The 24,556-nt window shown below is 63.4% G+C and carries 24 protein-coding genes; 17 read left to right on the forward strand and 7 right to left on the reverse strand.

Annotated elements, in window-relative coordinates; all coding sequences use genetic code 11:
* Positions 1–10 precede the first annotated feature (10 nt).
* Positions 11–556 carry a gamma carbonic anhydrase family protein gene (locus C4K38_RS00245; protein ID WP_025806838.1) on the reverse strand — a complete coding sequence of 182 codons (546 nt, stop codon included), beginning with the start codon at positions 554–556 and terminating at the stop codon, positions 11–13.
* 102 nt (positions 557–658) lie between these two features.
* Between C4K38_RS00245 and prlC the strand changes: the two genes are divergently transcribed.
* Both prlC and C4K38_RS00255 read left to right on the forward strand, forming a co-directional pair.
* Positions 659–2,710: an oligopeptidase A gene (prlC, locus tag C4K38_RS00250; RefSeq protein ID WP_053276827.1), complete on the forward strand. Its 2,052-nt coding sequence runs from the start codon at positions 659–661 to the stop codon at positions 2,708–2,710.
* Positions 2,707–2,994, forward strand: coding sequence for a YheV family putative zinc ribbon protein (locus C4K38_RS00255; protein WP_025806836.1), 288 nt, complete (start codon positions 2,707–2,709; stop codon positions 2,992–2,994). The genes prlC and C4K38_RS00255 overlap by 4 nt, the downstream gene beginning before the upstream one ends.
* Positions 2,995–3,129: 135 nt before the next feature.
* Here C4K38_RS00255 and C4K38_RS00260 read toward each other — a convergent pair whose 3' ends face one another.
* Positions 3,130–3,786 carry a phosphatase domain-containing protein gene (locus tag C4K38_RS00260; protein WP_053276828.1) on the reverse strand — a complete coding sequence of 219 codons (657 nt, stop codon included), beginning with the start codon at positions 3,784–3,786 and terminating at the stop codon, positions 3,130–3,132.
* A gap of 305 nt (positions 3,787–4,091) precedes the next feature.
* Between C4K38_RS00260 and C4K38_RS00265 the strand changes: the two genes are divergently transcribed.
* The 6 genes from C4K38_RS00265 to C4K38_RS00290 all read left to right on the forward strand — a co-directional run bounded on the left by C4K38_RS00265 (position 4,092) and on the right by C4K38_RS00290 (position 11,952).
* Positions 4,092–4,835, forward strand: a complete 744-nt coding sequence (locus tag C4K38_RS00265) for a gluconate 2-dehydrogenase subunit 3 family protein (protein WP_053276829.1) — start codon at positions 4,092–4,094, stop codon at positions 4,833–4,835.
* A 2-nt stretch (positions 4,836–4,837) separates the two neighbouring features.
* Positions 4,838–6,622, forward strand: a complete 1,785-nt coding sequence (locus C4K38_RS00270) for a GMC family oxidoreductase (protein WP_007924329.1) — start codon at positions 4,838–4,840, stop codon at positions 6,620–6,622.
* Positions 6,623–6,634: 12 nt separating this feature from the next.
* Complete coding sequence (locus C4K38_RS00275) at positions 6,635–7,960, forward strand: cytochrome c (protein ID WP_053276830.1); 1,326 nt, start codon at positions 6,635–6,637, stop codon at positions 7,958–7,960.
* 166 nt (positions 7,961–8,126) lie between these two features.
* Positions 8,127–9,185 (forward strand): PA0069 family radical SAM protein, encoded by a 1,059-nt coding sequence (locus C4K38_RS00280; protein WP_009046259.1) that lies wholly within the window; start codon positions 8,127–8,129, stop codon positions 9,183–9,185.
* Between the two features lie 385 nt (positions 9,186–9,570).
* The gene (locus C4K38_RS00285) at positions 9,571–10,305 is read left to right on the forward strand and encodes a carbonic anhydrase (protein WP_009046260.1); all 735 of its coding nucleotides are present in this window, start codon (positions 9,571–9,573) and stop codon (positions 10,303–10,305) included.
* Positions 10,306–10,395: 90 nt separating this feature from the next.
* Complete coding sequence (locus C4K38_RS00290) at positions 10,396–11,952, forward strand: SulP family inorganic anion transporter (RefSeq protein ID WP_053276831.1); 1,557 nt, start codon at positions 10,396–10,398, stop codon at positions 11,950–11,952.
* Between the two features lie 157 nt (positions 11,953–12,109).
* On the opposite strand, the gene C4K38_RS00295 is transcribed toward C4K38_RS00290, so the two are convergent.
* Positions 12,110–12,760: a hypothetical protein gene (locus tag C4K38_RS00295; RefSeq protein WP_025806830.1), complete on the reverse strand. Its 651-nt coding sequence runs from the start codon at positions 12,758–12,760 to the stop codon at positions 12,110–12,112.
* A gap of 372 nt (positions 12,761–13,132) precedes the next feature.
* On the opposite strand from C4K38_RS00295, the gene coxB reads away from it, so the two are divergent.
* The 4 genes from coxB to C4K38_RS00315 all read left to right on the forward strand — a co-directional run bounded on the left by coxB (position 13,133) and on the right by C4K38_RS00315 (position 17,470).
* Positions 13,133–14,260 (forward strand): cytochrome c oxidase subunit II, encoded by a 1,128-nt coding sequence (gene coxB, locus C4K38_RS00300; RefSeq protein ID WP_053276832.1) that lies wholly within the window; start codon positions 13,133–13,135, stop codon positions 14,258–14,260.
* A gap of 82 nt (positions 14,261–14,342) precedes the next feature.
* A complete protein-coding gene (gene ctaD, locus C4K38_RS00305; RefSeq protein WP_007924322.1) occupies positions 14,343–15,944 on the forward strand; it encodes a cytochrome c oxidase subunit I in 1,602 nt (533 codons plus the stop codon).
* 49 nt (positions 15,945–15,993) lie between these two features.
* Entirely contained in the window at positions 15,994–16,548 is a 555-nt protein-coding gene (locus C4K38_RS00310; RefSeq protein ID WP_053276833.1) for a cytochrome c oxidase assembly protein, read from the forward strand.
* A gap of 34 nt (positions 16,549–16,582) precedes the next feature.
* Positions 16,583–17,470: a cytochrome c oxidase subunit 3 gene (locus tag C4K38_RS00315; RefSeq protein ID WP_053276834.1), complete on the forward strand. Its 888-nt coding sequence runs from the start codon at positions 16,583–16,585 to the stop codon at positions 17,468–17,470.
* A gap of 8 nt (positions 17,471–17,478) precedes the next feature.
* Here C4K38_RS00315 and C4K38_RS00320 read toward each other — a convergent pair whose 3' ends face one another.
* Positions 17,479–17,682 carry a twin transmembrane helix small protein gene (locus C4K38_RS00320; RefSeq protein WP_053276835.1) on the reverse strand — a complete coding sequence of 68 codons (204 nt, stop codon included), beginning with the start codon at positions 17,680–17,682 and terminating at the stop codon, positions 17,479–17,481.
* Positions 17,683–17,751: 69 nt separating this feature from the next.
* Between C4K38_RS00320 and C4K38_RS00325 the strand changes: the two genes are divergently transcribed.
* The 5 genes from C4K38_RS00325 to C4K38_RS00345 are packed head-to-tail and all read left to right on the forward strand — an operon-like array spanning position 17,752 to position 21,660.
* Complete coding sequence (locus tag C4K38_RS00325) at positions 17,752–18,492, forward strand: SURF1 family protein (protein ID WP_053276836.1); 741 nt, start codon at positions 17,752–17,754, stop codon at positions 18,490–18,492.
* Positions 18,458–19,051, forward strand: coding sequence for a PA_0111/PP_0108 family redox-active disulfide protein (locus C4K38_RS00330; RefSeq protein WP_053276837.1), 594 nt, complete (start codon positions 18,458–18,460; stop codon positions 19,049–19,051). The genes C4K38_RS00325 and C4K38_RS00330 overlap by 35 nt, the downstream gene beginning before the upstream one ends.
* A gap of 10 nt (positions 19,052–19,061) precedes the next feature.
* Positions 19,062–20,141, forward strand: coding sequence for a COX15/CtaA family protein (locus C4K38_RS00335; protein WP_053276838.1), 1,080 nt, complete (start codon positions 19,062–19,064; stop codon positions 20,139–20,141).
* A complete protein-coding gene (gene cyoE / locus C4K38_RS00340; protein ID WP_053276839.1) occupies positions 20,129–21,028 on the forward strand; it encodes a heme o synthase in 900 nt (299 codons plus the stop codon). Before C4K38_RS00335 ends, cyoE begins: the two co-directional genes overlap by 13 nt.
* Positions 21,025–21,660 (forward strand): SCO family protein, encoded by a 636-nt coding sequence (locus C4K38_RS00345; RefSeq protein ID WP_053276840.1) that lies wholly within the window; start codon positions 21,025–21,027, stop codon positions 21,658–21,660. The genes cyoE and C4K38_RS00345 overlap by 4 nt, the downstream gene beginning before the upstream one ends.
* Before the next feature lie 166 nt (positions 21,661–21,826).
* Here C4K38_RS00345 and C4K38_RS00350 read toward each other — a convergent pair whose 3' ends face one another.
* Genes C4K38_RS00350 through C4K38_RS00360 form a run of 3 tightly spaced genes read right to left on the reverse strand, consistent with a single transcriptional unit; the run spans position 21,827 to position 24,337 of the window.
* Positions 21,827–22,600, reverse strand: a complete 774-nt coding sequence (locus tag C4K38_RS00350; protein WP_053276841.1) for a MetQ/NlpA family ABC transporter substrate-binding protein — start codon at positions 22,598–22,600, stop codon at positions 21,827–21,829.
* 55 nt (positions 22,601–22,655) lie between these two features.
* Entirely contained in the window at positions 22,656–23,330 is a 675-nt protein-coding gene (locus C4K38_RS00355) for a methionine ABC transporter permease (protein WP_007924307.1), read from the reverse strand.
* The gene (locus C4K38_RS00360) at positions 23,330–24,337 is read right to left on the reverse strand and encodes a methionine ABC transporter ATP-binding protein (RefSeq protein WP_007924306.1); all 1,008 of its coding nucleotides are present in this window, start codon (positions 24,335–24,337) and stop codon (positions 23,330–23,332) included. The genes C4K38_RS00355 and C4K38_RS00360 overlap by 1 nt, the downstream gene beginning before the upstream one ends.
* Positions 24,338–24,556 lie beyond the last annotated feature (219 nt).

Raw genomic sequence — 24,556 nt, forward strand, 5'->3', positions numbered from 1 at the left:
GGTCGGGGGCTCAAGCCTGGTCGTAGCCTTCGGCCAGGTGCAGGTCCTTGAGCTTCACGTAGTTGGCGGCGCTGTAGGTGAAGAAGGCACGCTCCTTGTCGGTCAGCGGGCGGGCCTGTTTCACCGGGCTACCCACGTAGAGGAAGCCGCTTTCCAGGCGTTTGCCCGGCGGCACCAGGCTGCCGGCGCCGACGATCACGTCGTCTTCCACCACCGCGCCGTCCATGACGATGCTGCCCATGCCGATCAGCACCCGGCTGCCGACGCTGCAACCGTGCAGCATCACTTTGTGGGCGATGGTCACGTCGTCGCCGATCAGCAGCGGGAAGCCGTCCGGGTTGAAGGGGCCGGCGTGGGTGATGTGCAGCACGCTGCCGTCCTGCACGCTGGTGCGGGCGCCGATGCGGATGCGGTGCATGTCGCCGCGGATCACCGTCAGTGGCCAGACCGAGCTGTCGGCGCCGATTTCGACGTCGCCGATCACCACCGCCGAACTATCGACGAAGGCCCGCGGGCCAAGGATGGGCGTGTGGTTCTGATAGCTGCGAATGGCCAAGTTGGATACCTGTTCTGACATTTATTAATGGGGGCGATAGCTGCGGTCGGTGTCGATTGTAATTAAGATGGCGCTACGTTTCTTCCAGCCAAGGTGCCAACCGTGAGTGTGAACAACCCTCTTCTGCAGCCCTACGACCTGCCGCCGTTTTCGGCGATCCGCGCCGAGCACGTACAGCCGGCCATCGAACAGATCCTGGCTGACAACCGCGCCGCCATTGCTGAAATCCTCAAGAACCAGGGCACGCAACCGACCTGGGCCGGCCTGGTATTGGCCATGGACGAACTCAACGACCGCCTGGGCGCGGCCTGGAGCCCGGTCAGCCACCTCAATGCCGTGTGCAACAGCGCCGAACTGCGCGAGGCCTACGAGTCCTGCCTACCTGCCCTGAGCGCCTACGCCACTGAGCTGGGGCAGAACCCTGAGCTGTTCCAGGCCTTCGAAGCCCTGGCGGGCAGCCCGGAAGCCGCCGGTTTCGACGTGGCGCAGAAAACTATCCTGGAACACTCCCTGCGTGACTTCCGCCTGTCGGGTATCGACCTGCCGCCCGAGCAGCAGAAGCGTTACGCCGAAGTGCAGAGCAAGCTCTCCGAACTGGGCAGCCGCTTCTCCAACCAGCTGCTCGACGCCACCCAGGCCTGGACCAAGCACGTCACCGACGAAGCAGCCCTGGCCGGCCTGACCGCTTCGGCCAAGGCGCAGATGGCTGCCGCGGCCCAGGCCAAGGATCTGCAAGGCTGGCTGATCACCCTGGAATTCCCCAGCTACTACGCGGTGATGACCTACGCCCAAGACCGCGCGCTGCGCGAAGAAGTCTACGCCGCCTACTGCACCCGCGCCTCGGACCAGGGGCCGAACGCCGGCCAGAACGACAACGGCCCGGTCATGGAAGAAATCCTCGACCTGCGCCAGGAACTGGCCCAGCTGCTGGGCTACGCCAACTTCGCCGAGCTGAGCCTGGCCACCAAGATGGCCGAGTCCGGCGACCAGGTGCTGAGTTTCCTGCGTGACCTGGCCAAGCGCAGCAAGCCGTTCGCCGCCCAGGACCTGCAACAGCTCAAGGCCTACGCCGCCGAGCAAGGCTGCCCGGACCTGCAAAGCTGGGACAGTGGTTTCTACGGCGAGAAGCTGCGCGAGCAGCGCTACAGCGTGGCCCAGGAAACCCTGCGCGCCTACTTCCCGATCGACAAGGTGCTCGGCGGCCTGTTCGCCATCGTCCAGCGCCTGTACGGCATCGAGATCGCCGAACTGAAAGGCTTCGACACCTGGCACCCGGACGTACGCCTGTTCGAGATCAAGGAAAACGGCCAGCACGTGGGCCGCTTCTTCTTCGATCTGTATGCCCGCGCCAACAAGCGTGGCGGTGCCTGGATGGACGGCGCCCGCGACCGTCGCCGCACTTTCGAAGGCGTGCTGCAGAGCCCGGTGGCCAACCTGGTGTGCAACTTCACCCCGGCCGACAGCGGCAAGCCTGCCCTGCTGACCCACGATGAAGTCACCACCCTGTTCCACGAATTCGGCCATGGCCTGCACCACCTGCTGACCCGCGTCGAGTATTCCGGCGTATCCGGCATCAATGGCGTGGCCTGGGACGCGGTGGAGCTGCCGAGCCAATTCATGGAGAACTGGTGCTGGGAGCCGGAAGGCCTGGCGCTGATCTCCGGTCACTATGAAACCGGTGAGCCGCTGCCCCAGGACCTGCTGGAAAAAATGCTCGCGGCGAAGAACTTCCAGTCCGGCCTGATGATGGTGCGCCAGCTGGAGTTCTCGCTGTTCGACTTCGAACTGCATGCCACCCACGGCGACGGCCGTGCCGTGCTGCAAGTGCTCGAAGGCGTGCGCGACGAGGTCTCGGTGATGCGTCCGCCGGCCTACAACCGCTTCCCTAACAGCTTCGCCCACATCTTCGCCGGCGGTTACGCGGCGGGTTACTACAGCTACAAGTGGGCCGAAGTGCTGTCGGCCGATGCCTTCTCGAAGTTCGAGGAAGAAGGCGTGCTGAATGCCGAGACCGGTCGCGCGTTCCGCGAAGCGATCCTGGCCCGCGGCGGCTCCCAGGAGCCAATGGTGCTGTTCGTCGACTTCCGCGGACGCGCGCCGTCGATTGACGCACTCTTGCGTCACAGCGGCCTGAGCGAGGACGCAGCGGCATGAGCGAGGGGCCAGTGAAGACGAAAAAACGCTTTATCGCCGGGGCGGTCTGCCCGGCGTGCAGCGAGCAGGACAAGTTGATGATGTGGAGCGAAGACGAGGTTCCCCATCGCGAGTGCGTGGCCTGCGGCTATTCCGACACCCTGAATGAACAGGGCCTGTCGGTGCCCAAGGAGCTAGGCACGCGGGTCAACACCACGGCCCTGAAGGTGCCGGATGCCAAGGTCCAGTCGGTGCAGTTTTTCCCCAACCCCAAGTTGAAGAAAAAGACCGACGAGCCCAAGTAACTGCAAATCCCCTGTAGGAGCGCAGCTTGCGCGCGATAGCGGTGTATCAGATACACCGCGGTGCTTTGATCGCCAGCAAGCTTGGCTCCTACCGGGATGCGGTCGAAGCTCAATTCTGCAGCCCCACGTAGCCGGTTAATTCGCCGGCTTGCTGGCGCTCACCGTCTCGAACCAGCTCTTCACCGAACAGGTGGCGAACACGCTGGTGCTGCAATCGCCATTGGCCAGGGCGGTGCGCAACTTGTCGATATCGGCCTGCATCATGTAGCGAATACCGTCCTTGAAGTGGGAACTGTCGCCAAATCCGCCTCCGGTCATTTCATTCAGCGCCTCCTCCTTGCTCCAGCCTTGAACCACCACCCGGTACATCGCCGACATCAGGCCGGTGCGGTCCGAGCCGTGCTTGCAGTGCATCAGCACCGGGCCGTCGCTTTCGGCGTTCTGGATCGCGCGCAAGGCCGCCAGCACGTCGGCGTCGTCCACGTGATTGGTCCGGTAAGGCAGTTGCACCTGCTTGATTCCCGGGGCCTGCAGCCAACTGGCATCGGACTCCGGCAGGAAGTTGATCACCGTGCCCACCTTGAGCTTTTCCAGCAAAGGCACGGCGCCGCTGTCCGGCAAGGCGCTGCGGTACAGCGTTGGCGACATCTGGTACAGGTTGTAGTGGGTTTCCACGGGCTGGGCCCATTGGGCCGGGCGGGTCGCGCCGGTTTCGGCGGCCTGCGCCTGGGGCCAAGCGATCAGCGTCAGCAGGGACAGGCAGAGAGCGGGAAGGATACGAAAGTTGTGCATGCAGAAGGCCGTGACCGGAAATGGGGGTAGATGGAGCCTAGCTTCTATCCGGGCCGGTCAACGCCCTGTGAGACGCTTGTCAAAGAAACGTGAAGCCGGGGCGATAGAGGTTTTTTCTCGGCAATCGCGACTTTTTTCCAGCGCAAACGATTTATTCGAATGCTTAGCCTGCTACCATTTGTAACCAAAGTTTGCTGAACTGTGTTTCCCCGGCGTCGGGGTCGACCCGCTGCGCCGTCAGAACGACAAGCCACGCCATGACGCGGCTGCCCAACCCGTGAATGCCTAGTGTGAGGTGCACCCCCATGTCTGATCACGATCAAGACAACCCGCGGCGTGAGTTTCTGCGCAAATCCCTGACCTTGATCCCAGTGGTCACGGTCGCCAGTACTGGCCTCGGCAGCTCGATGCTGATGGCCGCCCCCGAAGCGCCCAAGTCGGTGGAACCGGCCCGAACCCCGGTCAGTACCGAGGCTTACCAGCCGGCCTACTTCACCGCCGAAGAATGGGCCTTTGTCCAGGCCGCGGTAGAGCGCCTGATCCCGGCCGACGAACAAGGCCCGGGCGCCCTGGAAGCCGGCGTGCCGGAATACATCGACCGGCAGATGAACACCCCCTACGCCGCGGGCGCCCTGTGGTACATGCAAGGTCCGTTCAACGCCGACGCCGCGCCGGAGATGGGCTGGCAGAGCAAGCTGGTACCCAAGGAGATCTATCGCCTGGGCATTGCCGCGACGGATGCTTGGTCGAAAGCCTTCAACGGTAAAACATTTGCCGCGCAAGACAGCGCTACCCGGGACGATTTGCTCAAGCAGCTCGAAGCGGGAAAACCTCAATTCGATAGCGTTCCGCCGAAGATTTTCTTCAACCTTTTGCTGCAAAACACCAAGGAAGGGTTCTTCTGCGACCCGATCCACGGCGGCAATAAAGGCATGGTCGGCTGGACGTTGATCGGCTTCCCCGGCGCGCGCGCCGATTTCATGGACTGGGTGGAACGTAACGAGCAATACCCTTTCCCGGCAGTGTCGATTCGCGGCGAGAGGGCTTGAGCATGGCAACGGTAATGAAGAAGGTCGACGCAGTGATCGTCGGGTTTGGCTGGACCGGCGCGATCATGGCCAAGGAACTGACCGAGGCCGGGCTCAACGTGCTGGCGCTGGAGCGCGGGCCGATGCAGGACACCTACCCGGACGGCAACTACCCGCAGGTGATCGACGAGCTCACCTACAGCGTGCGCAAGAAACTCTTCCAGGACATCTCCCGGGAGACGGTGACCATTCGCCATAGCGTCAACGACGTGGCCCTGCCGAACCGCCAACTCGGCGCGTTCCTGCCGGGCAACGGCGTCGGCGGCGCCGGCCTGCACTGGTCCGGCGTGCATTTTCGTGCCGACCCGATCGAGCTGCGCATGCGCAGCCACTATGAAGAGCGCTACGGCAAGAATTTCATCCCCAAGGACATGACCATCCAGGACTTCGGCGTCACCTACGAAGAGCTGGAGCCGTTCTTCGACTACGCGGAAAAAGTCTTCGGTACCTCGGGCCAGGCCTGGACCGTGAAAGGCCAACTGGTCGGCGAAGGCAAGGGCGGCAACCCTTACGCACCGGATCGCTCGGAGCATTTCCCGCTGGAGTCGCAGAAGAACACCTACTCCGCCCAGCTGTTCCAGAAAGCCGCCGGTGAAGTTGGCTACAAACCGTACAACCTGCCGTCGGCCAATACCTCGGGGCCCTACACCAACCCCTATGGCGCGCAAATGGGGCCGTGCAACTTCTGCGGGTTCTGCAGCGGCTACGTCTGCTACATGTACTCCAAGGCTTCGCCGAACGTGAACATTCTGCCGGCCCTCAAGCCGCTGCCGAATTTCGAGCTGCGCCCCAACTCCCACGTGCTCAAGGTCAACCTCGACAGCACCAAGACCCGCGCTACCGGCGTCACTTATGTCGACGGCCAGGGCCGCGAGATCGAGCAGCCGGCGGACCTGGTGATCCTCGGCGCCTTCCAGTTCCATAACGTGCGCCTGATGTTGCTGTCCGGCATCGGCAAGCCGTACGACCCGATCACTGGCGAAGGCGTGGTGGGCAAGAACTTCGCCTACCAGAACATGGCCACCATCAAGGCCTACTTCGACAAGGACGTGCACACCAACAACTTCATCGGCGCCGGCGGCAATGGCGTGGCGGTGGACGACTTCAACGCCGACAACTTCGACCACGGCCCCCACGGCTTCGTCGGTGGTTCGCCGTTCTGGGTCAACCAGGCCGGCAGCCGGCCGATCGCCGGGACCTCCAACCCACCGGGCACCCCGGCCTGGGGCAGCGCCTGGAAGAAGGCCACCGCCGACTACTACACCCACCAGGTGTCGATGGACGCCCACGGTGCCCACCAGTCCTACCGCGGCAACTACCTCGACCTCGATCCGGTGTACCGCGACGCTTATGGCCTGCCGCTGTTGCGCATGACCTTCGACTGGCAGGAAAACGACATCAAGATGAACCGCTTCATGGTCGAGAAGATGGGCAAGATCGCCGAGGCGATGAACCCCAAGGCCATCGCGGTGCTGGGCAAGAAGGTCGGTGAGCACTTCAACACCGCGTCCTACCAGACCACCCACCTCAACGGTGGCGCGATCATGGGCACTGACCCGAAAACCAGTGCCTTGAACCGTTACCTGCAGAGCTGGGACGTGCACAACGTATTCGTCCCGGGCGCTTCGGCCTTCCCCCAGGGCCTGGGCTACAACCCGACCGGCCTGGTGGCCGCGTTGACCTACTGGTCGGCCCGCGCGATCCGCGAGCAGTACCTGAAGAACCCCGGCCCGCTGGTCCAGGCATAAGGAGCGATGACCATGAAAACCCTCGTTATCGCGACCCTGGCCCTGCTCGGCAGCGCTTCCTTCTGCGCCGCCGAAACCGATCGGCAAGCCTTGATCAAACAGGGCGAATACCTGGCCCGCGCCGGTGACTGCGTGGCCTGCCACACCGCCAAGGACGGCAAGCCGTTCGCCGGCGGCCTGCCGATGGAAACCCCGATCGGCACGATCTACTCCACCAACATCACCCCGGACAAGACCGGCATCGGCGAGTATAGCTTCGACGACTTCGACAAGGCCGTGCGCCATGGCGTGGCCAAGAGCGGTAGCAGCCTGTACCCGGCCATGCCCTACCCGTCCTATGCGCGGGTCAGCGATGCCGATATGCAGGCGCTGTATGCCTACTTCATGCAAGGCGTGGCGCCTGTGGTCCAGGAGAACCGCGACAGCGATATCCCCTGGCCGCTGAGCATGCGCTGGCCGCTGGCGGGCTGGCGCTGGATGTTCGCGCCGAGCGTGGCGGGTCAGCAAGGCAGCGGCCAGGCGCATGCTGCGGAAGACCCAATGGTCAGCCGCGGAGCCTATCTGGTGGAAGGCCTCGGCCACTGTGGCGCCTGCCACACGCCGCGTGCCCTGACCATGCAGGAGAAGGCCCTGAGCGCTAGCGAAGGCAGCCATTTCCTGGCTGGCAGCGCGCCGCTGGAAGGCTGGATCGCCAAGAACCTGCGCGGCGACCACAAGGATGGCCTCGGCAGCTGGAGCGAAGAGCAACTGGTGCAGTTCCTCAAGACCGGTCGCAGCGACCGTAGCGCGGTGTTCGGCGGCATGAGCGACGTGGTGGTGCACAGCATGCAGTACATGTCCGAAGAGGACCTGACAGCCATTGCCCGTTACCTCAAGTCGCTGCCGGCGGTGGATGCCAACGACCAGCCGCACCAGTACGACAAGGCGGTGGCCGAGGCGTTGTGGAAAGGTGACGACAGCAAGCCGGGGGCGTCGGTGTACATCGACAACTGCGCGGCGTGCCACCGTACCGACGGCCATGGTTATACCCGGGTGTTCCCGGCGCTGGCGGGCAACCCGGTGCTGCAAAGCGCCGATGCCACGTCGCTGATCCATATCGTGCTCAAGGGTGGCACCTTGCCGGCGACCCACACCGCGCCATCGACCTTCACCATGCCGGCCTTCGCCTGGCGCCTGTCGGACCAGGAGGTGGCCGATGTGGTCAACTTCATCCGCACCAGCTGGGGCAACCAGGGTTCCGAGGTGAAAGCCGCGGATGTGGCGGGACTGCGCAAGGGCGACCTGCAAAGCACCTCGAATGACGATCTGGGGCAAGTGAAGACCCACAGCGGCGGTTGATCGATAGTTATCGCGAGCAAGCTCGCTCCTACAAGGGCTATGCGGAACCCTGTAGGAGCGAGCTTGCTCGCGATGCGCGCCGCCAGGCGCGTTTTCAGCCCGGCGGCGCTAGGCAGATGCTTCAGGCTCCATTACTGTATATAAATACAGTGATGGAGTGCCTCCCATGTTCAGTCCCCTGCCCCCGCGCGGCCGTGGCACCGCGACCAACCCGCACAACCGTTTTGCGCCCCAGCGCTCGGTGGCCTTCGACGACGGCTGGTATCAGGAAGCCCCGCTGACCCAGGGCACCGAGGTGCGCCTTGAGACGGCGAAATCCATCATCACCCGCAACAGCTCGCCGGACCTGCCCTTCGACCGCTCCATCAATCCCTATCGCGGCTGCGAGCATGGCTGCATCTACTGTTATGCGCGGCCCAGTCACGCCTACTGGGACCTGTCGCCGGGGCTGGATTTCGAGACCAAGCTGATCGCCAAGACCAATGCTGCGGCGATGCTGGAACAGCAGTTGTCCAAGCCCGGCTACAAGTGCGCGCCGATCAACCTGGGTTCCAACACCGACCCCTACCAGCCCATCGAGCGCGAACACCAGCTGACCCGCCGGACCCTGGAGGTGCTGCTGCGCTACCGGCACCCGGTGACCATCGTCACCAAGGGCTCGTTGATCCTGCGCGATCTCGACCTGTTGGTCGAACTGGCCGAGCAGCGGCTGGTGGCGGTGATGATCAGCCTGACCACCCTGGACGACGAGCTCAAGCGCATCCTCGAACCCCGGGCGGCGGCGCCCAAGGCGCGATTGCGGGCGATCCGGGTGATGCGCGAGGCGGGGATTCCCGTGGGGGTGCTGTGTTCGCCGATGATTCCGATGATCAACGACAGCGAGCTGGAAAGCCTGCTCGCCGAGGCCCATGCCGCGGGCGCGCAAAGCGCCGCCTACATGATGCTGCGCCTGCCCCTGGAAGTGGCGCCGCTGTTCGAGGAATGGCTCAACGCCCACTACCCGCAGCGGGCGGCCCATGTCCTGAGCCTGATCCGCCAGTGTCGCGGCGGTGAGCTGTATGACAGCCGTTTTGGTGCACGGATGCGCGGCGAAGGCCCCTTCGCGGCCCTGTTGGCGCAGCGTTTCGCCAAGGCCAGCAAACGCCTGGGGCTCGATCGGCGCGAAGGCTACAACCTCGACTGCACGGCCTTCTGTCCGCCGGGTGGGCAGATGTCGTTGCTGTAGGGGTTATTGGCCTATGGTGGAGTAGTGTCGGTGCACCTGGCTCTATAGGCTGGTCACCCTTTTGCATGGCCAATAGTGGCGTTTTAGAGCGCTCCGTTCAGTTTGAGTTAAGTTTGGAAGGCTACTTTGTTCATCGAGTGACCTTTGGGTCGCTGTCAGCGGGCTGGTTGTTTTTTAATCAATCGCTGGCGTCGTGCCGGATAAAACTGGAAAATTCACCTAAGGGTCTGAGCGAAAAGTCGGCGAGCGAAGGTCAGGCAAGGCAAAAACAGGCGAGGAAGCGGAGTTTAGGGGCCTAAATGAGCATTCCGAGCCTGTTTTTAACGCAGCATGACCGAGCGCAGCCACTTTTCGACAGAGCCTAATCCGTCGAAGAGGATGAATCATGAGTGACAAGGATAAACAGCCGTTGGCTGCGTCGGCTTCAGCGTCCACAGAGGTCGCCGAAAGCGCCGACGCAGCGCTGCAGATAATAGTTGACGGCTTTTTGCATTTTCATCACGAGGTCTTCCCGCAGCAGGAAGAACTGTTCAAGAAACTCGCCACGGCCCAGCGGCCGCGGGCGATGTTCATTGCCTGCGCGGATTCGCGCATCGTCCCCGAACTGATTACCCAGAGTGCCCCGGGCGACCTGTTCGTGACCCGCAACGTCGGTAACGTGGTACCGCCTTACGGGCAGATGAACGGCGGCGTGTCCACGGCCATCGAATACGCGGTCATGGCGCTGGGCGTGCACCACATCATCGTTTGCGGCCATTCCGACTGCGGCGCCATGCGCGCGGTGCTCAACCCGCAGAGCCTGGAAAAGATGCCGACGGTCAAAGCCTGGCTGCGCCACGCCGAAGTGGCCAAGACCATGGTTCAGGAGAACTGCGACTGCGCCGACGAGAACGCCAGCATGCATGTGCTGACCGAAGAGAACGTCATCGCCCAGTTGCAGCATTTGCGCACCCACCCTTCGGTGGCTTCGCGCATGGCCAACGGCCAGTTGTTCATCCATGGCTGGGTGTACAACATCGAAACCAGCGAAATCAAAGCCTACGACGCGGATCAAGGGTGTTTCCTGCCGTTGGACGGACGCCACCCGATCCCGGTTGCGACGCCTAAAGCGCGCTTCTAAATCCTCCTAAATCCCAGTGGGGTTCAGCCATGACTGCCGTCAGCGCGGTCAGGCTTTGCCACGCCTGAAGAAAGCTTCGGGAGAATCATCATGCGTGCAGCACAACTGAAAGCTGTTTTGCCACGGGAGCTGCTCGCTTCCGTGGTGGTGTTTCTGGTGGCCCTGCCCTTGTGCATGGGTATCGCCATCGCTTCCGGCATGCCGCCGGCCAAGGGTTTGATCACCGGGATCATCGGTGGCCTGGTGGTGGGCTGGCTGGCCGGCTCGCCCTTGCAGGTCAGCGGTCCGGCCGCGGGGCTGGCGGTCCTGGTGTTCGAACTGGTGCGCCAGCACGGTATCGCCATGCTCGGGCCGATCCTGTTGCTGGCGGGTTTCCTGCAACTGGTGGCTGGGCGCCTGCGCCTGGGCTGCTGGTTTCGGGTCACGGCGCCGGCGGTGGTCTACGGCATGCTCGCCGGGATCGGGGTGTTGATCGTGCTCTCCCAAGTGCACGTGATGCTCGACGCCCAGCCCCAGGCGTCCGGCCTGGATAACCTCGCGGGCTTCCCCGAGGCGGTGGCCCAGGCCCTGCCGAGCCTGGGCGGCGGTTTTGGCTGGCAGGCCGGGTTGCTTGGCCTGTCGACCATGGCGGTGATGTTCCTGTGGGAAAAACTGCGCCCGCATTCGCTGCGCTTCATCCCCGGCGCCCTGCTGGGTGTCGGCCTGGCGACCTTTGCCAGCCTGGCCCTGGCGTTGCAGGTCAAGCGGGTCGAGGTACCGGAGAACCTCGCCGAGGCGATCGACTGGCTGCGTCCGGCCGACCTGCTCAACCTGGCGGATCCGGCACTGCTGGTCGCGGCCTTTGCCGTGGCCTTTATCGCCAGTGCCGAAACCCTGCTGTCCGCCGCCGCGGTGGATCGCATGCACAACGGCACACGTTCGGATTTCGACCGTGAGCTGTCGGCGCAAGGGATCGGCAACATGCTCTGCGGGCTGCTCGGCGCCCTGCCGATGACCGGGGTGATAGTGCGCAGTTCGGCCAACGTCCAGGCGGGCGCGACCACGCGGCTGTCGGCGATCTTTCACGGCCTGTGGCTGCTGGCGTTCGTGCTGTTGCTGTCCAGCGTGCTGCAAAGCATTCCGGTGGCCAGCTTGGCGGGCGTGCTGGTGTACACCGGGTTCAAGCTGGTGGACCTCAAGTCGTTCCGCAAGCTGGGCCGTTATGGGCCGATGCCGATGCTGACCTACGGCGTGACCGCGCTGGCGATTGTCTTCACCGACCTGCTGACCGGTGTGCTGATCGGCTTTGGCCTGACCCTGGTGAAGCTGGCCTGGGGCGCTTCGCGGCTGAAGATCAGCCTGGTGGACCTACCGGCCGCAGGCGAAATGGAGCTGCGCCTGGTGGGCGCCGCGACCTTCCTCAAGGTGCCGGCCCTGACCCAGGCGCTGGGCAGCATCCCACCGGGCACCAGGGTGCATGTGCCGCTCAATAACCTGGGCTACATCGACCATGCCTGCCTGGAGCTGCTCGAGGAGTGGGGACGGGCCAATGCGGCCAAGGGCTCGAAGCTGGTGATCGAGTCGCGCGGGTTGAAGCGCCGGCTGGAGGGCCGCTTGCACACCAACGTGGGCGTGAGTCCGGCCTCGAAGCTGGAAGCCCGGGCGTAAGCCAGAAGGAGCTTCTGTAGGAGCACAGCTTGCGTGCGATGGCCGCGCTGCGGTCTGTCTTCTGGACCGCATCAGCGTTCATCGCGGGCAAGTCGGATCGCCGCCTGCTCGCTCCTACAGATCCCTCAGGAGCACGGCTGGCGGGCGATGAATAGACTCAAGCAGCCGGCTGGTCGAGTTCCAGCTCCACGCCCAACTGACGCGACAGGCACGGCCAGCGTTTCCAGGCGGCGTCGGTGTCGGGGCTGTTGAGCTTCTCACGATAGGCCTCGACCGACTCCAGGGCGAAGCTCTCTTCATTGAGCATCGCGTCGACCGCATGGTGCACTGCTTCGTCCAGTTGGTTGGCGAAGGTTTCGCCGATCAACTGGTGGGCGATCAGGTTGGCCACCGTGGTGTCCAGCGGGATCAGCGGCTGGCCGAAATGGGTGATGTACAGGTCGTTGACCTCTTCCACCAGGCGATGGGCCAGATAGGCTTCGTCCAGCAGGCCGTCCAGGCCTTCGTGGCCGGCCATGATGGCGGGCGGCTGGAGGAAGAACTGCTCGGCGATCTTCAGCACCGGCTTGATCTGTGACTCGATGCCGGCTTCGCGCGCGACTTCGTTGGCGGCGTCCAGCAGGTCGGGAACCTGGTCGATATAAGCGGCGACAAAACGGGTCATCACCCCCTGGGCGTCCACTTCGGGGAGCAGGATGGCGGGGTGCAGGTGTGGCAATTGGGTTTCCAGCTGGCGGCGCAAATGCCCGGTGCTGGATTCATGTTGATGGGCTCGTTGGATCTGCTCGCGCAATGCGGCGGTGTTCATGAATACTCCAGGAAACAAGGGCAATTAATTAGGGAAGACATAAGTTAGCCTGCTCACGAAATCGCTTAAGACGTATTTCTCATAATTATTTCATGGTTAGTCGTCTGAGTTATATCGCCTTGCCATCATTCATCCCCTATCCCTTTCCAACCGTGGCCTATAAGGCCGCGGCAAACTGTTTCAGTGGATTTACGGCACCGCGTTGCGAGGTCGAAGTCGCTGTCTATACTCGGGTCTGTATGAAGTTAGCTGATGACGCCCGACTGCATGTGCAGCGAAGGCTCGGCGGTATAAGTTCGTAGTCTGGGCAGCCGATCCCTTGGCCGCAGGTGAAAGCCGGCGGGATAACAAGAACGATAAGGGGAACCCGCAATGATGCGACATCCACAAGTCTGGATGGGCCTCCTGTTGTGGTCGGTATTCAGCCAGGCGCATGGCGCCTGGACCGTGAATATGGCGCCTGGAGCGACTGATATAAGTCACGCGGTATTCGACCTGCACATGACCATCTTCTGGATCTGTGTGGTGATCGGCGTCATTGTCTTCGGCGCCATGTTCTGGTCGATGATCGTGCACCGCCGCTCCACCGGCCAGGTAGCCGCCAAGTTCCACGAAAGCACGACGGTGGAAATCCTCTGGACGGTGGTGCCGCTGCTGATCCTGGTGGCCATGGCCGTTCCCGCTACCGCGACCCTGATCAAGATGTATGACGCCAGTGAGCCGGATGTGGACATCCAGATCACCGGCTATCAGTGGAAGTGGCACTACAAATACCTGGGCCAGGACGTCGAGTTCTTCAGCAACCTGACCACTCCCGCCGAGCAGATTCATAACCAGAGCGCCAAGGGCGAACATTACCTGCTGGAAGTCGACCAGCCGCTGGTGCTGCCGATCGGCGCCAAGGTGCGCTTTCTGGTGACCTCCGCCGACGTCATCCATTCCTGGTGGGTACCGGCCTTCGCGGTCAAGCGCGATGCGATCCCCGGTTTCGTCAACGAAGCCTGGACCCGGGTCGACAAGCCCGGCCTGTATCGCGGCCAGTGCGCCGAGCTGTGCGGCAAGGACCACGGCTTCATGCCGATCGTGGTCGACGTGAAGACCCAGGCCGACTACGACACCTGGCTGGGCGAACGCAAGGCCGAGGCCCTCAAGCTCAAGGAACTGACCAGCAAGGAATGGACCCTCGAAGAGCTGGTGGCCCGTGGCGACAAGGTCTACCACACCACCTGCGTGGCCTGTCACCAGGCCGAGGGCCAGGGCCTGCCGCCGATGTTCCCGGCGCTCAAGGGCTCGAAGATCGCCACCGGGCCGGTGGCGGATCATCTGAACATCGTCTTCCACGGCAAGCCCGGCACCGCCATGGCGGCCTTCGGCAAGCAGCTGTCGGAAGTCGACCTGGCAGCGGTAATCACCTACGAACGTAACGCCTGGGGCAACAACAAGGGCGACATGGTGACGCCCAAGGATGTCCTGGCTCTGAAACAGGCGGAAAGCAAATGACCCGGTCTATTGCGTGTTCCCGCAGCCGCTCGGGGCGTGCCGCCCTCGATCGTCCAGCCCAACCGTTTACAGGAGACAGGCCATGAACGCTGTGAGCGATGAGCACGGTCATGCAATCGTTGGCGATCATGACCACACCCACGGTCCCGCCAAGGGCCTGATGCGCTGGGTGCTGACCACCAACCACAAGGACATTGGCACCCTGTACCTGTGGTTCGCCTTCTCCATGTTCCTGCTCGGCGGCTCGTTCGCCATGGTGATCCGCGCCGAGCTGTTCCAGCCCGGCCTGCAGATCGTGCAGCCGGAATTCTTCAACCAGATGACCACCATGCACGGCCTGGTGATGGTCTTCGGCGCGGTGATGCCGGCCTTCGTCGGCCTGGCCAACTGGATGATCCCGCTGATGGTCGGCGCGCCGGACATGGCCCTGCCACGGATGAACAACTTCAGTTTCTGGTTGCTGCCGGCGGCGTTCCTGCTGCTGGTCTCGACCCTGTTCATGCCCGGTGGCGGACCCAACTTCGGCTGGACTTTCTACGCCCCGCTGTCCACCACCTACGCGCCGGAAAGCGTGACCTTCTTCATCTTCGCCATTCACCTGATGGGTATCAGCTCGATCATGGGCGCGATCAATGTGATCGCCACCATCCTCAACCTGCGCGCCCCCGGCATGACCCTGATGAAGATGCCGCTGTTCGTCTGGACCTGGCTGATCACCGCCTTCCTGCTGATCGCGGTGATGCCGGTGCTGGCCGGCTGCGTGACCATGATGCTGATGGACATCCACTTCGGCACCAGCTTCTTCAGTGCCGCCGGCGGCGGTGACCCGGTTCTGTTCCAGCATGTGTTCTGGTTCTTCGGTCACCCCGAGGTGTACATCATGATCCTGCCGGCCTTCGGCGCCGTCAGCGCGATCATCCCGGCCTTCTCGCGCAAGCCGTTGTTCGGCTACACCTCGATGGTCTATGCCACGGCGAGTATCGCCTTCCTGTCGTTCATCGTCTGGGCGCACCACATGTTCGTGGTCGGCATCCCGCTGGTGGGCGAGCTGTTCTTCATGTACGCCACGATGCTTATCGCGGTGCCGACCGGGGTCAAGGTCTTCAACTGGGTCAGCACCATGTGGCAGGGCTCGCTGACCTTCGAAACGCCAATGCTGTTCGCCGTGGCCTTCGTGATCCTGTTCACCATCGGCGGCTTCTCCGGGCTGATGCTGGCCATCGCCCCGGCGGACTTCCAGTACCAGGACACCTATTTCGTGGTCGCGCACTTCCACTATGTGCTGGTGCCGGGCGCGATCTTCGGCATCTTCGCCTCGGCCTACTACTGGCTGCCGAAGTGGACCGGGCACATGTACGACGAAACCCTGGGCAAGCTGCACTTCTGGCTGTCCTTCATCGGCATGAACATGGCGTTCTTCCCGATGCACTTCGTTGGCCTGGCGGGGATGCCACGGCGGATCCCGGACTACAACCTGCAGTTCGCCGATTTCAACATGGTGTCGTCCATCGGCGCGTTCACCTTCGGCGCGACGCAGATCTTCTTCCTGTTCATCGTCATCAAGTGCATCCGTGGTGGCCAACCCGCGCCGGCCAAGCCTTGGGACGGTGCCGAAGGGCTGGAGTGGAGCGTGCCGTCGCCGGCGCCGTACCACACCTTCACCACGCCACCGGAAGTGAAATGAACAGCCTGCCGCGATGCCCGCTCGCTGCTGAAACAGCTGGAGGTAGCTGATGGCCGAGGTTTCGATGAAGAAGCTGGTCACCCGCCTGTTGCTGGTGGTGGCGGCGATGTTCGTCTTCGGTTTTGCCCTGGTGCCGATCTACGACGTGATGTGCAAGGCGCTGGGCATCAACGGCAAGACCGGCGGGCAGTATTCCGGCGAGCAGCAGGTGGATGTCTCGCGCCAGGTGCGGGTGCAGTTCCTGTCGACCAACGCGATCGACATGGTCTGGGATTTTTATCCCAAGGCCGACGACATCGTGGTTCATCCAGGCGCTGTGAACGAGATGATCTTCATCGCCCGCAATCCCAGCGACCGCCCGATGAGCGCCCAGGCGATCCCGAGCATTTCGCCGAGCAGCGCCGCGATGTATTTCCACAAGACCGAATGCTTCTGTTTCACCCAGCAAATGCTGCAGCCCGGTCAGCAGATCGAGATGCCGGTACGTTTCATCGTTGACCGCGACATGCCCAAGGATGTGAAGCACCTGACGCTGGCTTACACGCTGTTCGATATCACCGCGCGTCATCCACCGGTGGCCGTGAGCACCAACACCGGCGGTTAAGACGTTTAAGCGTGCCCGATAAGGAGAACAATAAATGGCAATTCATGAGCATTATTACGTTCCCGCCCAGAGCAAGTGGCCGATCATCGCCACGGTGGGCATGTTCGTTACTGTGTTCGGCCTGGCCACCTGGTTCAACGACCTCAAGGCCGCACGCCCGGAATCCCACGGCCCGCTGATTTTCTTCGTCGGTGGCCTGCTGCTGGCCTACATGCTGTTCGGCTGGTTCGGCGCGGTGATCAAGGAAAGTCGCGCCGGCCTGTACAGCGCCCAGCTGGATCGCTCGTTCCGCTGGGGCATGAGCTGGTTCATCTTTTCCGAAGTGATGTTCTTCATCGCCTTCTTCGGCGCGCTGTTCTACGTGCGCCATATCGCCGGCCCGGCCCTGGGCGGCGAAGGCAGCAAGGGCATCGCGCACATGCTGTGGCCGAACTTCGAGTTCGTCTGGCCATTGCTCGAAAACCCCGACTCGAAGCTGTTCCCACCGCCTAAGGAAGTCATCAGCCCCTGGGGCCTGCCGTTGCTCAACACCGTGCTGCTGGTGAGTTCCAGCGTCACCGTGACCATTGCCCACCACGCCCTGAAGAACGGCCATCGCGGCGCGCTGAAAATCTGGCTGGTGATTACCGTGTTGCTGGGCTGTGCCTTTCTCGGCTTCCAGGCCGAGGAGTACCTGCACGCCTACCACGAGCTGGGGCTGACCCTGGGCTCGGGCATCTACGGCGCCACTTTCTTCATGCTCACCGGCTTCCACGGCGCCCACGTGACCATCGGCACGCTGATCCTGTTCGTGATGCTGATGCGCATCATGAGGGGGCACTTCGACGCCGAGCATCAGTTCGGTTTCGAGGCGGCCAGTTGGTATTGGCACTTCGTCGATGTGGTGTGGATCGGCTTGTTTGTCTTCGTCTACGTGCTCTGAGCGCCGCGTTACCAGGGCGCGTGCGACACCAGCTGGCCGCTGAAGAAGCCCCAGGCGATCAAGCCGACGGTGAGCGCGGCCAGGCACACACGAATGGTCAGCGACCTGAGCAGGCGATGGGAGCTGCTGTCGTCCTTGACCAGAAAGAACAGGCCGCTGAACAGGCTGATGAGCGTGGCTATCAGCAACAGGACGATTGCCGCTTTAAGCATGGTGGGCTCCAGGGGAAACGCGATGCGCTTGAGTATAGCCAGTCGATCTCGCCACTTTCGGGCGCTGCCATGAACGGCTTTCGCCCGGGCGTGCTGCCGACCCTGGTGGTGCTGGCGTTGCTGCCGGTGCTGGTGACGCTCGGGTTCTGGCAACTGGGCCGGGGCGAACAGAAGCGCGAGCTGCTGGCCAGCTACGCCGAACGGCGAGTGGCCGAGCCACTGACCCTGGATGAGCTGCAGGCTGCCAACGATCCGGCGTTCCGCCGGGTGCAAGTGCATGGCCGCTTCGATGCGGCCCACAGCCTGCTGCTGGATAACCGCATGCATGAGGGCAAGGTCGGGGTCGAGCTGCTGCAACCCTTTCTCGACCAGGCCAGCGGCCAATGGCTGTTGCTCAACCGTGGCTGGCTGCCCTGGCCGGACCGGCGCACGCCACCCGCATTCAACACCCCAGAACAGCCCCTGAGCCTCGACGCCTGGGTCTATGTCGCCCCCGGCGCGACCTTTCAACTGCATGCCGATCCGCTGAATGCCCAGTGGCCGCGGCTGGTGACGAGGGTCGAGCCGGCCAGGCTCTGGAGCGAGCTGGGACGTAGCGGTTTTGCCTATGAGCTGCGCCAGGAGGCTGGTCCGGGCGCCTACATGACCGAATGGCCGGTGGTGGCCATGGGGCCGGAAAAACATCTGGGCTACGCCGTGCAGTGGTTCGCCATGGCGCTGGCCCTGTGCGCTTTGTACCTCTATCTCGGATGGCATAACGCAAGGGAGAAACACCATGGGAGCGGCCATGAATCCACCCAACATTACTGAGGTCCAGGCGCCGCACAACCGGCGCCGCGGACGCTGGCAGCTGCTGCTGATCGTGGCCATGGTGATCGGCCCGATGATCCTCGCCACCGGCATGTACAAGTTGCAGTTCTGGGTACCGGAAAGCCGCAGCTACCACGGCGAGCTGATCGGCAACGGCCAGAGCCGCGCCGACATCGGGGTCCAGGCCGACGAGACGCGCTGGCAGATCCTGGTCACGGCGCCCAAGGACTGCTCCGAGGATTGCCAGCAACTGGTGTACCTGGCGCGGCAGATCCAGATCTCCCTGGGCCGCGACGCCTCCCGGGCCAGCCACGCCCTGGCCGCCGCCCAGCCGCTGGATGCCGACTACCAGGCCAAGCTGCAGCGTGAATACCCGCAACTGCAGCGTTACCCACTGGACTTGTCGACCTTCACCAAGGGCACCAGCGACCAGGGCGCGCCGCTGCTGTGGATAGTCGACCCGCACGGCAACCTGGTCCTGCGCTACGACGCCCGGGTCAATGGCAAGGACCTGCTCAACGACCTGCGCCATCTGCTGAAACTGTCGAACATCGGATAAGGGCATCGTCATGGCCAAACCTGGATTTCGCCTCGCCTTGTTTGCCACCTTGCTGGCGCTGATCGTGGTGCTGCTCGGCGCCTACACCCGGCTGACCCACGCCGGCCTCGGCTGCCCGGACTGGCCGGGTTGCTACGGCTTCATCAGCGTGCCGAAAAGCGAAGCCCAGCTGGCCCATGCCGAGCTGCATTTTCCCGATACCCCGGTGGAAGCCCACAAGGGCTGGAACGAGATGATCCACCGCTATTTCGCCGGCACCCTGGGCCTGCTGATCGTGCTGTTGGCGGCGCGGTCCTGGACCCATCGGCATCATCCCGGGCAACCGCTGAAGTTGCCGCTGTTCCTGCTGTCGGTAGTGTTCGCCCAGGCCTTGTTCGGCATGTGGACGGTGACCCTCAAGCTGTGGCCGCAGGTGGTCACCGCACACCTGCTGGGAGGCTTCGCCACCCTGAGCCTGCTGTTCTTGCTGACGCTGCGCCTGTCCGGGGTGCTGCCGGCGCTGATCGTGCCGCGCCGCCTGCAGTACTGGGCCACGGCCGGGCTGGTGCTGGTGATCGGGCAGATCGCCCTCGGCGGCTGGGTCAGCTCCAACTACGCGGCGGTGGCCTGCATCGACCTGCCGACCTGCCACGGCCAGTGGTGGCCGGCGGCGGATTTCGCCAACGGCTTTCACCTGACCCAGCACATCGGCCCCAACTACCTGGGCGGGCAGCTCGACAGCGATGCCCGCACCGCCATCCACCTGACCCATCGCATCGGCGCGTTGCTGGTGACCCTGGTGTTGCTCGGCCTGGCCTGGCAACTCAAGCACGTGGGCATGACCCGCCTCGCCGGGCTGGTGCTGGTGGCGCTGGCGGCGCAGATCGGCCTCGGCATCAGCAATGTGCTGTTCCACCTGCCGCTGCCGGTGGCCGTGGCGCACAACGCGGGCGGCGCTGCGCTGCTGCTGACCCTGGTGCTGGTCAACTATCACGCCCGCACCAGCCTGGTCCGCTCCCGCTCGCACCTGCCGCTGGGCTGGCGCCTGAGCCCGCGTAAACACGCCGCCGGGCCCATAACCATAAAAGGAGAGATGCCATGGCGACTCTGATCGGCGAGCGTCACAACCAGGCGATCTGGCGTGACTATCTGGAGCTGACCAAGCCCAAGGTGGTGGTGCTGATGCTCATTACCTCGCTGGTGGGCATGTTCCTCGCCACCCGCGCCGGGGTGCCGTGGACGGTGCTGGTGTTCGGCAACCTGGGCATCGCCCTGTGCGCCGGCGCGGCGGCGGCGGTGAACCATGTGGTGGACCGGCGGATCGATGCAGTCATGGCGCGCACCCATAAACGGCCGCTGGCCGAAGGCCGGGTATCGCCGCTGGCGGCGCTGGGTTTCGCCCTGCTGCTGGCCATCGCCGGGCAAGCCTTGCTGCTGGCGTTCACCAACCCGCTGACCGCCTGGCTGACCCTGGCGTCGCTGCTCGGTTATGCGGTGATCTACACCGGCTTCCTCAAGCGAGCGACCCCGCAGAACATTGTGATCGGCGGTTTGGCCGGGGCCGCGCCACCGCTGTTGGGCTGGGTCGCGGCCACCGGCCATGTGACGGCCGAACCGCTGTTGCTGGTGCTGATCATCTTCGCCTGGACCCCGCCGCACTTCTGGGCCCTGGCCATTCACCGCAAGGAGGAGTACGCCAAGGCCGACATCCCGATGCTGCCGGTGACCCACGGCGAGCACTACACCAAGGTGCATATCCTGCTCTACACCTTCGCCCTGCTGGCGGTCAGCCTGCTGCCCTATGCGATCCACATGAGCGGCATGCTCTACCTGGTTTGTGCCCTGGGCCTGGGTGCGCGCTTTCTGCAATGGGCCTGGGTGCTGTACCGTGGCAGTCGGCCGCACGCGGCGATCAACACCTTCAAGTACTCTATTTACTACTTGTTCCTGCTGTTTATCGCGCTGCTCGTAGACCACTACCTATTGTTGAACCTATGACTCGAACTCAGAAAACCGTCTTTATTCTCGTGGCGCTGGTGGCCCTGGTGCTGGGGCTCACCGTCAACAAAGTGCTGACCGGCAAGAACCAGGGGGACCCGACCGCGTTGATCGACGCCGGGATCATCCTGCTGCCCCAGAGCCGCAACCTGCCGGATGTGAAGATGACCGACCAGGAAGGCCAGCCGGTGGTGCTCAATGAGCTCAAGGGCAAGTGGAGCCTGCTGTTCTTCGGCTACACCTTCTGCCCGGACATCTGCCCGACCACCCTCGCCCAGCTGCGCCAGATCAAGAGCGAGCTGCCCAAGGAGGCGCTGGACAACCTGCAGGTGGTGCTGGTCAGCGTCGACCCGAACCGCGACACGCCGCAGCAGCTGAAACAGTACCTGGGCTACTTCGACAAAGACTTCAAGGGCCTGACCGCGACCTCGGTGGCGGACGTGCAGAAACTCGCCAATGCGGTGAGCATCCCGTTCATTCCGGCGGACACCAGCAAGCCCAATTACACCGTCGACCACAGCGGTAACCTGGCGGTGATCGGCCCGGACGGCACCCAGCGCGGCTTCATCCGCGCGCCGCTGAACAACCAGAAACTGGTGGCCCAGCTGCCGGTGATGTTGCAGCGCAAGTAATTCAAGGGGACCGCGTCATCGTTCATCGCGGGCAAGTCGGATCGCCGCCCGCTCGCTCCTACCAGGCTTCTGTAGGAGCACAGCTTGCGTGCGATGGAAGCACCGCGGTATCTCGTAAAACGAACAAGGGCGCCAATAGGCGCCCTTGTTGTGTCTCGGACCGGTATCAGAACGCCGGCAGCACGGCGCCTTTGTACTTCTCGAGGATGAATTGCTTCACCTCCGGGCCGTGCAGGGCGGCAACCAGCTTCTTCATGGCGTCCGAATCCTTGTCGTCAGGGCGGACCACCAGGATGTTCACGTAAGGCGAGTCCTTGCCTTCGATCACCAGGGCGTCCTTGGACGGGTCCAGCTTGGCTTCCAGGGCGTAGTTGGTGTTGATCAGCGCCAGGTCGACCTGGGTCAGCACGCGCGGGATGGTCGCGGCCTCCAGCTCACGGAATTTCAGGTCCTTGCTGTTCTCGGTGATGTCTTTGACCGTGGACAGGATGTTGTTGGAGTCCTTGAGCTTGATCAGGCCGGCCTTGGCCAGCAGCAGCAAGGCACGGCCGCCGTTGGTGGCGTCGTTGGGGATCACCACGTTGGCGCCGCCTGGCAGTTCTTCGAGCTTCTTGAACTTGTTGGAGTAGGCGCCCAGCGGCTCCAGGTGCACGCCGGCGACGCTCACCAGGTGGGTGCCCTTGGCCTTGTTGAACTCATCCAGGTACGGCTGGTGCTGGAAGAAGTTGGCGTCCAGGCGCTTTTCGGCGACCTGCACGTTCGGCTGGATGTAGTCGGTGAAGACCTTGATCTTCAGGTCCACGCCTTCCTTGGCCAGCGCCGGCTTCACGAATTCGAGGATCTCGGCGTGAGGCACCGGAGTGGCGGCCACGGTCAGGGTGTCAGCGGCGTGCGCGGAGAACGCGGCAACGGCGGCGAAAGCGACGAGTAGTTTTTTCATCCAGCTAGCTCCTTGTGAGGCGCCCGGTGCCGGACGCCTGCCGGCCAGGGCCGACTTATTTTCGGGAAAAGTGCACCACCAGCTTGTCGCCGACGGTTTGCAGAACTTGAACCAGCACCAGCAACAGCACCACGGTGACCACCATCACATCGGTCTGGAAGCGCTGGTAACCGAAGCGGATCGCCAAGTCGCCGAGGCCGCCCGCGCCTACCACGCCCGCCATGGCGGTGTAGGAAACAAGGGTAATCGCTGTCACGGTAATTGCCGCGAAAATACCCGGACGGGCTTCCGGCAGCAAAGCGTTGGTGATGATCTGCCGGGTGGTCGCGCCCATCGATTGGGTGGCTTCGATGATGCCGCGGTCCACTTCGCGCAGGGCGGTTTCCACCAAACGGGCGAAGAACGGCGTGGCGCCGACCACCAGGGGCGGAATCGCGCCGGCGACACCCAGCGAGGTGCCGGTGATCAGCACAGTGAACGGGATCATCACGATCAGCAGGATGATGAACGGCAGCGAGCGCAGGATGTTCACCAGCAGCGACAGCAGGGCGTAGAGGCTCTTCTGCTCCAGCAGCTGGCGTGGGCTGCAGAGGAACAGCAGCACGCCCAGGGGCAGGCCCAGCAGCACGGTGAACAGCAGCGAGCCACCGAGCATCAGCAGGGTGTCGCCGGTGGCCAGCCAGATTTCGTACCAGTCGATATTGGCGAAGAAACTTGTCAGCAGTTCCATTAGCGCAGCACCTCCATGTGGACATCTGCTGCGGTGAAGTGGGCGAAGGCCGCCTCCATGTCACCGCCGGTGATGGCCAGGGTCAGTTGCCCGTAAGGGACGTCTTTGATGCGGTCGATGCGGCCGGCGAGGATGCTGTAGTCCACCCCGGTTTCGCGGGCCACGGTGCCCAGCAGCGGCGCGTAGGTGGCATCGCCCTGGAAGGTCAGGCGTACGATGCGGCCCGGTACGTGGGCGAAGTCGTCGCGCTGTTCGCTTTCGTCGATCTGTTCGTCTTCCTGGACGAAACGCTTGGTGGTCGGGTGCTTGGGATGCAGGAACACCTCGGCCACCGAACCTTGCTCGACAATCACCCCGGCATCCATCACCGCCACTTGGTCGCAGACGCGACGGATCACGTCCATCTCATGGGTGATCAGCACGATGGTCAGCTTCAGTTCGCGGTTGATCTCGGCCAGCAGTTGCAGGACTGACGCGGTGGTCTGCGGGTCCAGGGCGCTGGTGGCTTCGTCGCACAGCAGGATCTTTGGCTTGGTCGCCAGGGCGCGGGCGATGCCGACGCGCTGCTTCTGCCCGCCGGACAGCTGGGCCGGGTACTTCTTGGCGTGATCGGACAGCCCGACGCGGGCCAGCAACTCGGCGACGCGCTGGTCGATCGCGCTGCGCGACAGCTCGCCGGCCAGGGTCAGCGGCAGCGCGACGTTGTCGGCCACGGTCTTGGAAGCCAGCAGGTTGAAGTGCTGGAAGATCATCCCGACCTGCTGGCGGAAGCGGCGCAGGCCGTTGGCGTCCAGGGCGGTGACTTCTTCGTCGTCGACGACGATCTTGCCGCCGCTGGGATTTTCCAGGCGGTTGATCAGGCGCAACAGGGTACTTTTGCCCGCGCCGGAATGGCCGATCAGGCCAAATACCTGGCCATTCTCGACCTTCAGGCTGGTCGGATGCAGGGCGGGAATATCCTTACCGGCGACCCGGTAGGTTTTATGGACGTTTTGAAACTCGATCACGTAGCGAACCTTGTGGGGCGCGTTAGAAAAGGATCAGCGGTTAGCCGGGCGCGCATTTTAGCCTGTCCGTATAGAGGTTCTTAGCATTTATTTTGTATTCATCCTTCGATTTGGCAATAACGCGATCAAAGGTCATGGCACCGGCTCTGGGAGCGGGAGCCCAAGGCGATTGCGGCGAGATGTTTGTGTAGGAGCACAGCTTGCGTGCGATGGAGGCGC

Source organism: Pseudomonas chlororaphis subsp. piscium, assembly GCF_003850345.1.
Taxonomy (GTDB): Bacteria; Pseudomonadota; Gammaproteobacteria; order Pseudomonadales; family Pseudomonadaceae; genus Aquipseudomonas; species Aquipseudomonas piscium.

Coding starts and splice junctions, on each gene's coding strand:
- C4K38_RS00280 (WP_009046259.1), top strand. CDS start 8,127: ATGTTCAGTCCCCTGCCCCCGCGCGGCCGTGGCACCGCGACCAACCCG.
- C4K38_RS00255 (WP_025806836.1), top strand. CDS start 2,707: ATGAGCGAGGGGCCAGTGAAGACGAAAAAACGCTTTATCGCCGGGGCG.
- C4K38_RS00285 (WP_009046260.1), top strand. CDS start 9,571: ATGAGTGACAAGGATAAACAGCCGTTGGCTGCGTCGGCTTCAGCGTCC.
- C4K38_RS00270 (WP_007924329.1), top strand. CDS start 4,838: ATGGCAACGGTAATGAAGAAGGTCGACGCAGTGATCGTCGGGTTTGGC.
- C4K38_RS00345 (WP_053276840.1), top strand. CDS start 21,025: ATGACTCGAACTCAGAAAACCGTCTTTATTCTCGTGGCGCTGGTGGCC.
- C4K38_RS00260 (WP_053276828.1), bottom strand. CDS start 3,786: ATGCACAACTTTCGTATCCTTCCCGCTCTCTGCCTGTCCCTGCTGACG.
- coxB (WP_053276832.1), top strand. CDS start 13,133: ATGATGCGACATCCACAAGTCTGGATGGGCCTCCTGTTGTGGTCGGTA.
- cyoE (WP_053276839.1), top strand. CDS start 20,129: ATGGCGACTCTGATCGGCGAGCGTCACAACCAGGCGATCTGGCGTGAC.
- ctaD (WP_007924322.1), top strand. CDS start 14,343: ATGAACGCTGTGAGCGATGAGCACGGTCATGCAATCGTTGGCGATCAT.
- C4K38_RS00330 (WP_053276837.1), top strand. CDS start 18,458: ATGGGAGCGGCCATGAATCCACCCAACATTACTGAGGTCCAGGCGCCG.
- C4K38_RS00275 (WP_053276830.1), top strand. CDS start 6,635: ATGAAAACCCTCGTTATCGCGACCCTGGCCCTGCTCGGCAGCGCTTCC.
- C4K38_RS00290 (WP_053276831.1), top strand. CDS start 10,396: ATGCGTGCAGCACAACTGAAAGCTGTTTTGCCACGGGAGCTGCTCGCT.
- C4K38_RS00265 (WP_053276829.1), top strand. CDS start 4,092: ATGTCTGATCACGATCAAGACAACCCGCGGCGTGAGTTTCTGCGCAAA.
- C4K38_RS00295 (WP_025806830.1), bottom strand. CDS start 12,760: ATGAACACCGCCGCATTGCGCGAGCAGATCCAACGAGCCCATCAACAT.
- C4K38_RS00355 (WP_007924307.1), bottom strand. CDS start 23,330: ATGGAACTGCTGACAAGTTTCTTCGCCAATATCGACTGGTACGAAATC.
- C4K38_RS00350 (WP_053276841.1), bottom strand. CDS start 22,600: ATGAAAAAACTACTCGTCGCTTTCGCCGCCGTTGCCGCGTTCTCCGCG.
- C4K38_RS00335 (WP_053276838.1), top strand. CDS start 19,062: ATGGCCAAACCTGGATTTCGCCTCGCCTTGTTTGCCACCTTGCTGGCG.
- C4K38_RS00315 (WP_053276834.1), top strand. CDS start 16,583: ATGGCAATTCATGAGCATTATTACGTTCCCGCCCAGAGCAAGTGGCCG.
- C4K38_RS00310 (WP_053276833.1), top strand. CDS start 15,994: ATGGCCGAGGTTTCGATGAAGAAGCTGGTCACCCGCCTGTTGCTGGTG.
- C4K38_RS00325 (WP_053276836.1), top strand. CDS start 17,752: ATGAACGGCTTTCGCCCGGGCGTGCTGCCGACCCTGGTGGTGCTGGCG.
- C4K38_RS00320 (WP_053276835.1), bottom strand. CDS start 17,682: ATGCTTAAAGCGGCAATCGTCCTGTTGCTGATAGCCACGCTCATCAGC.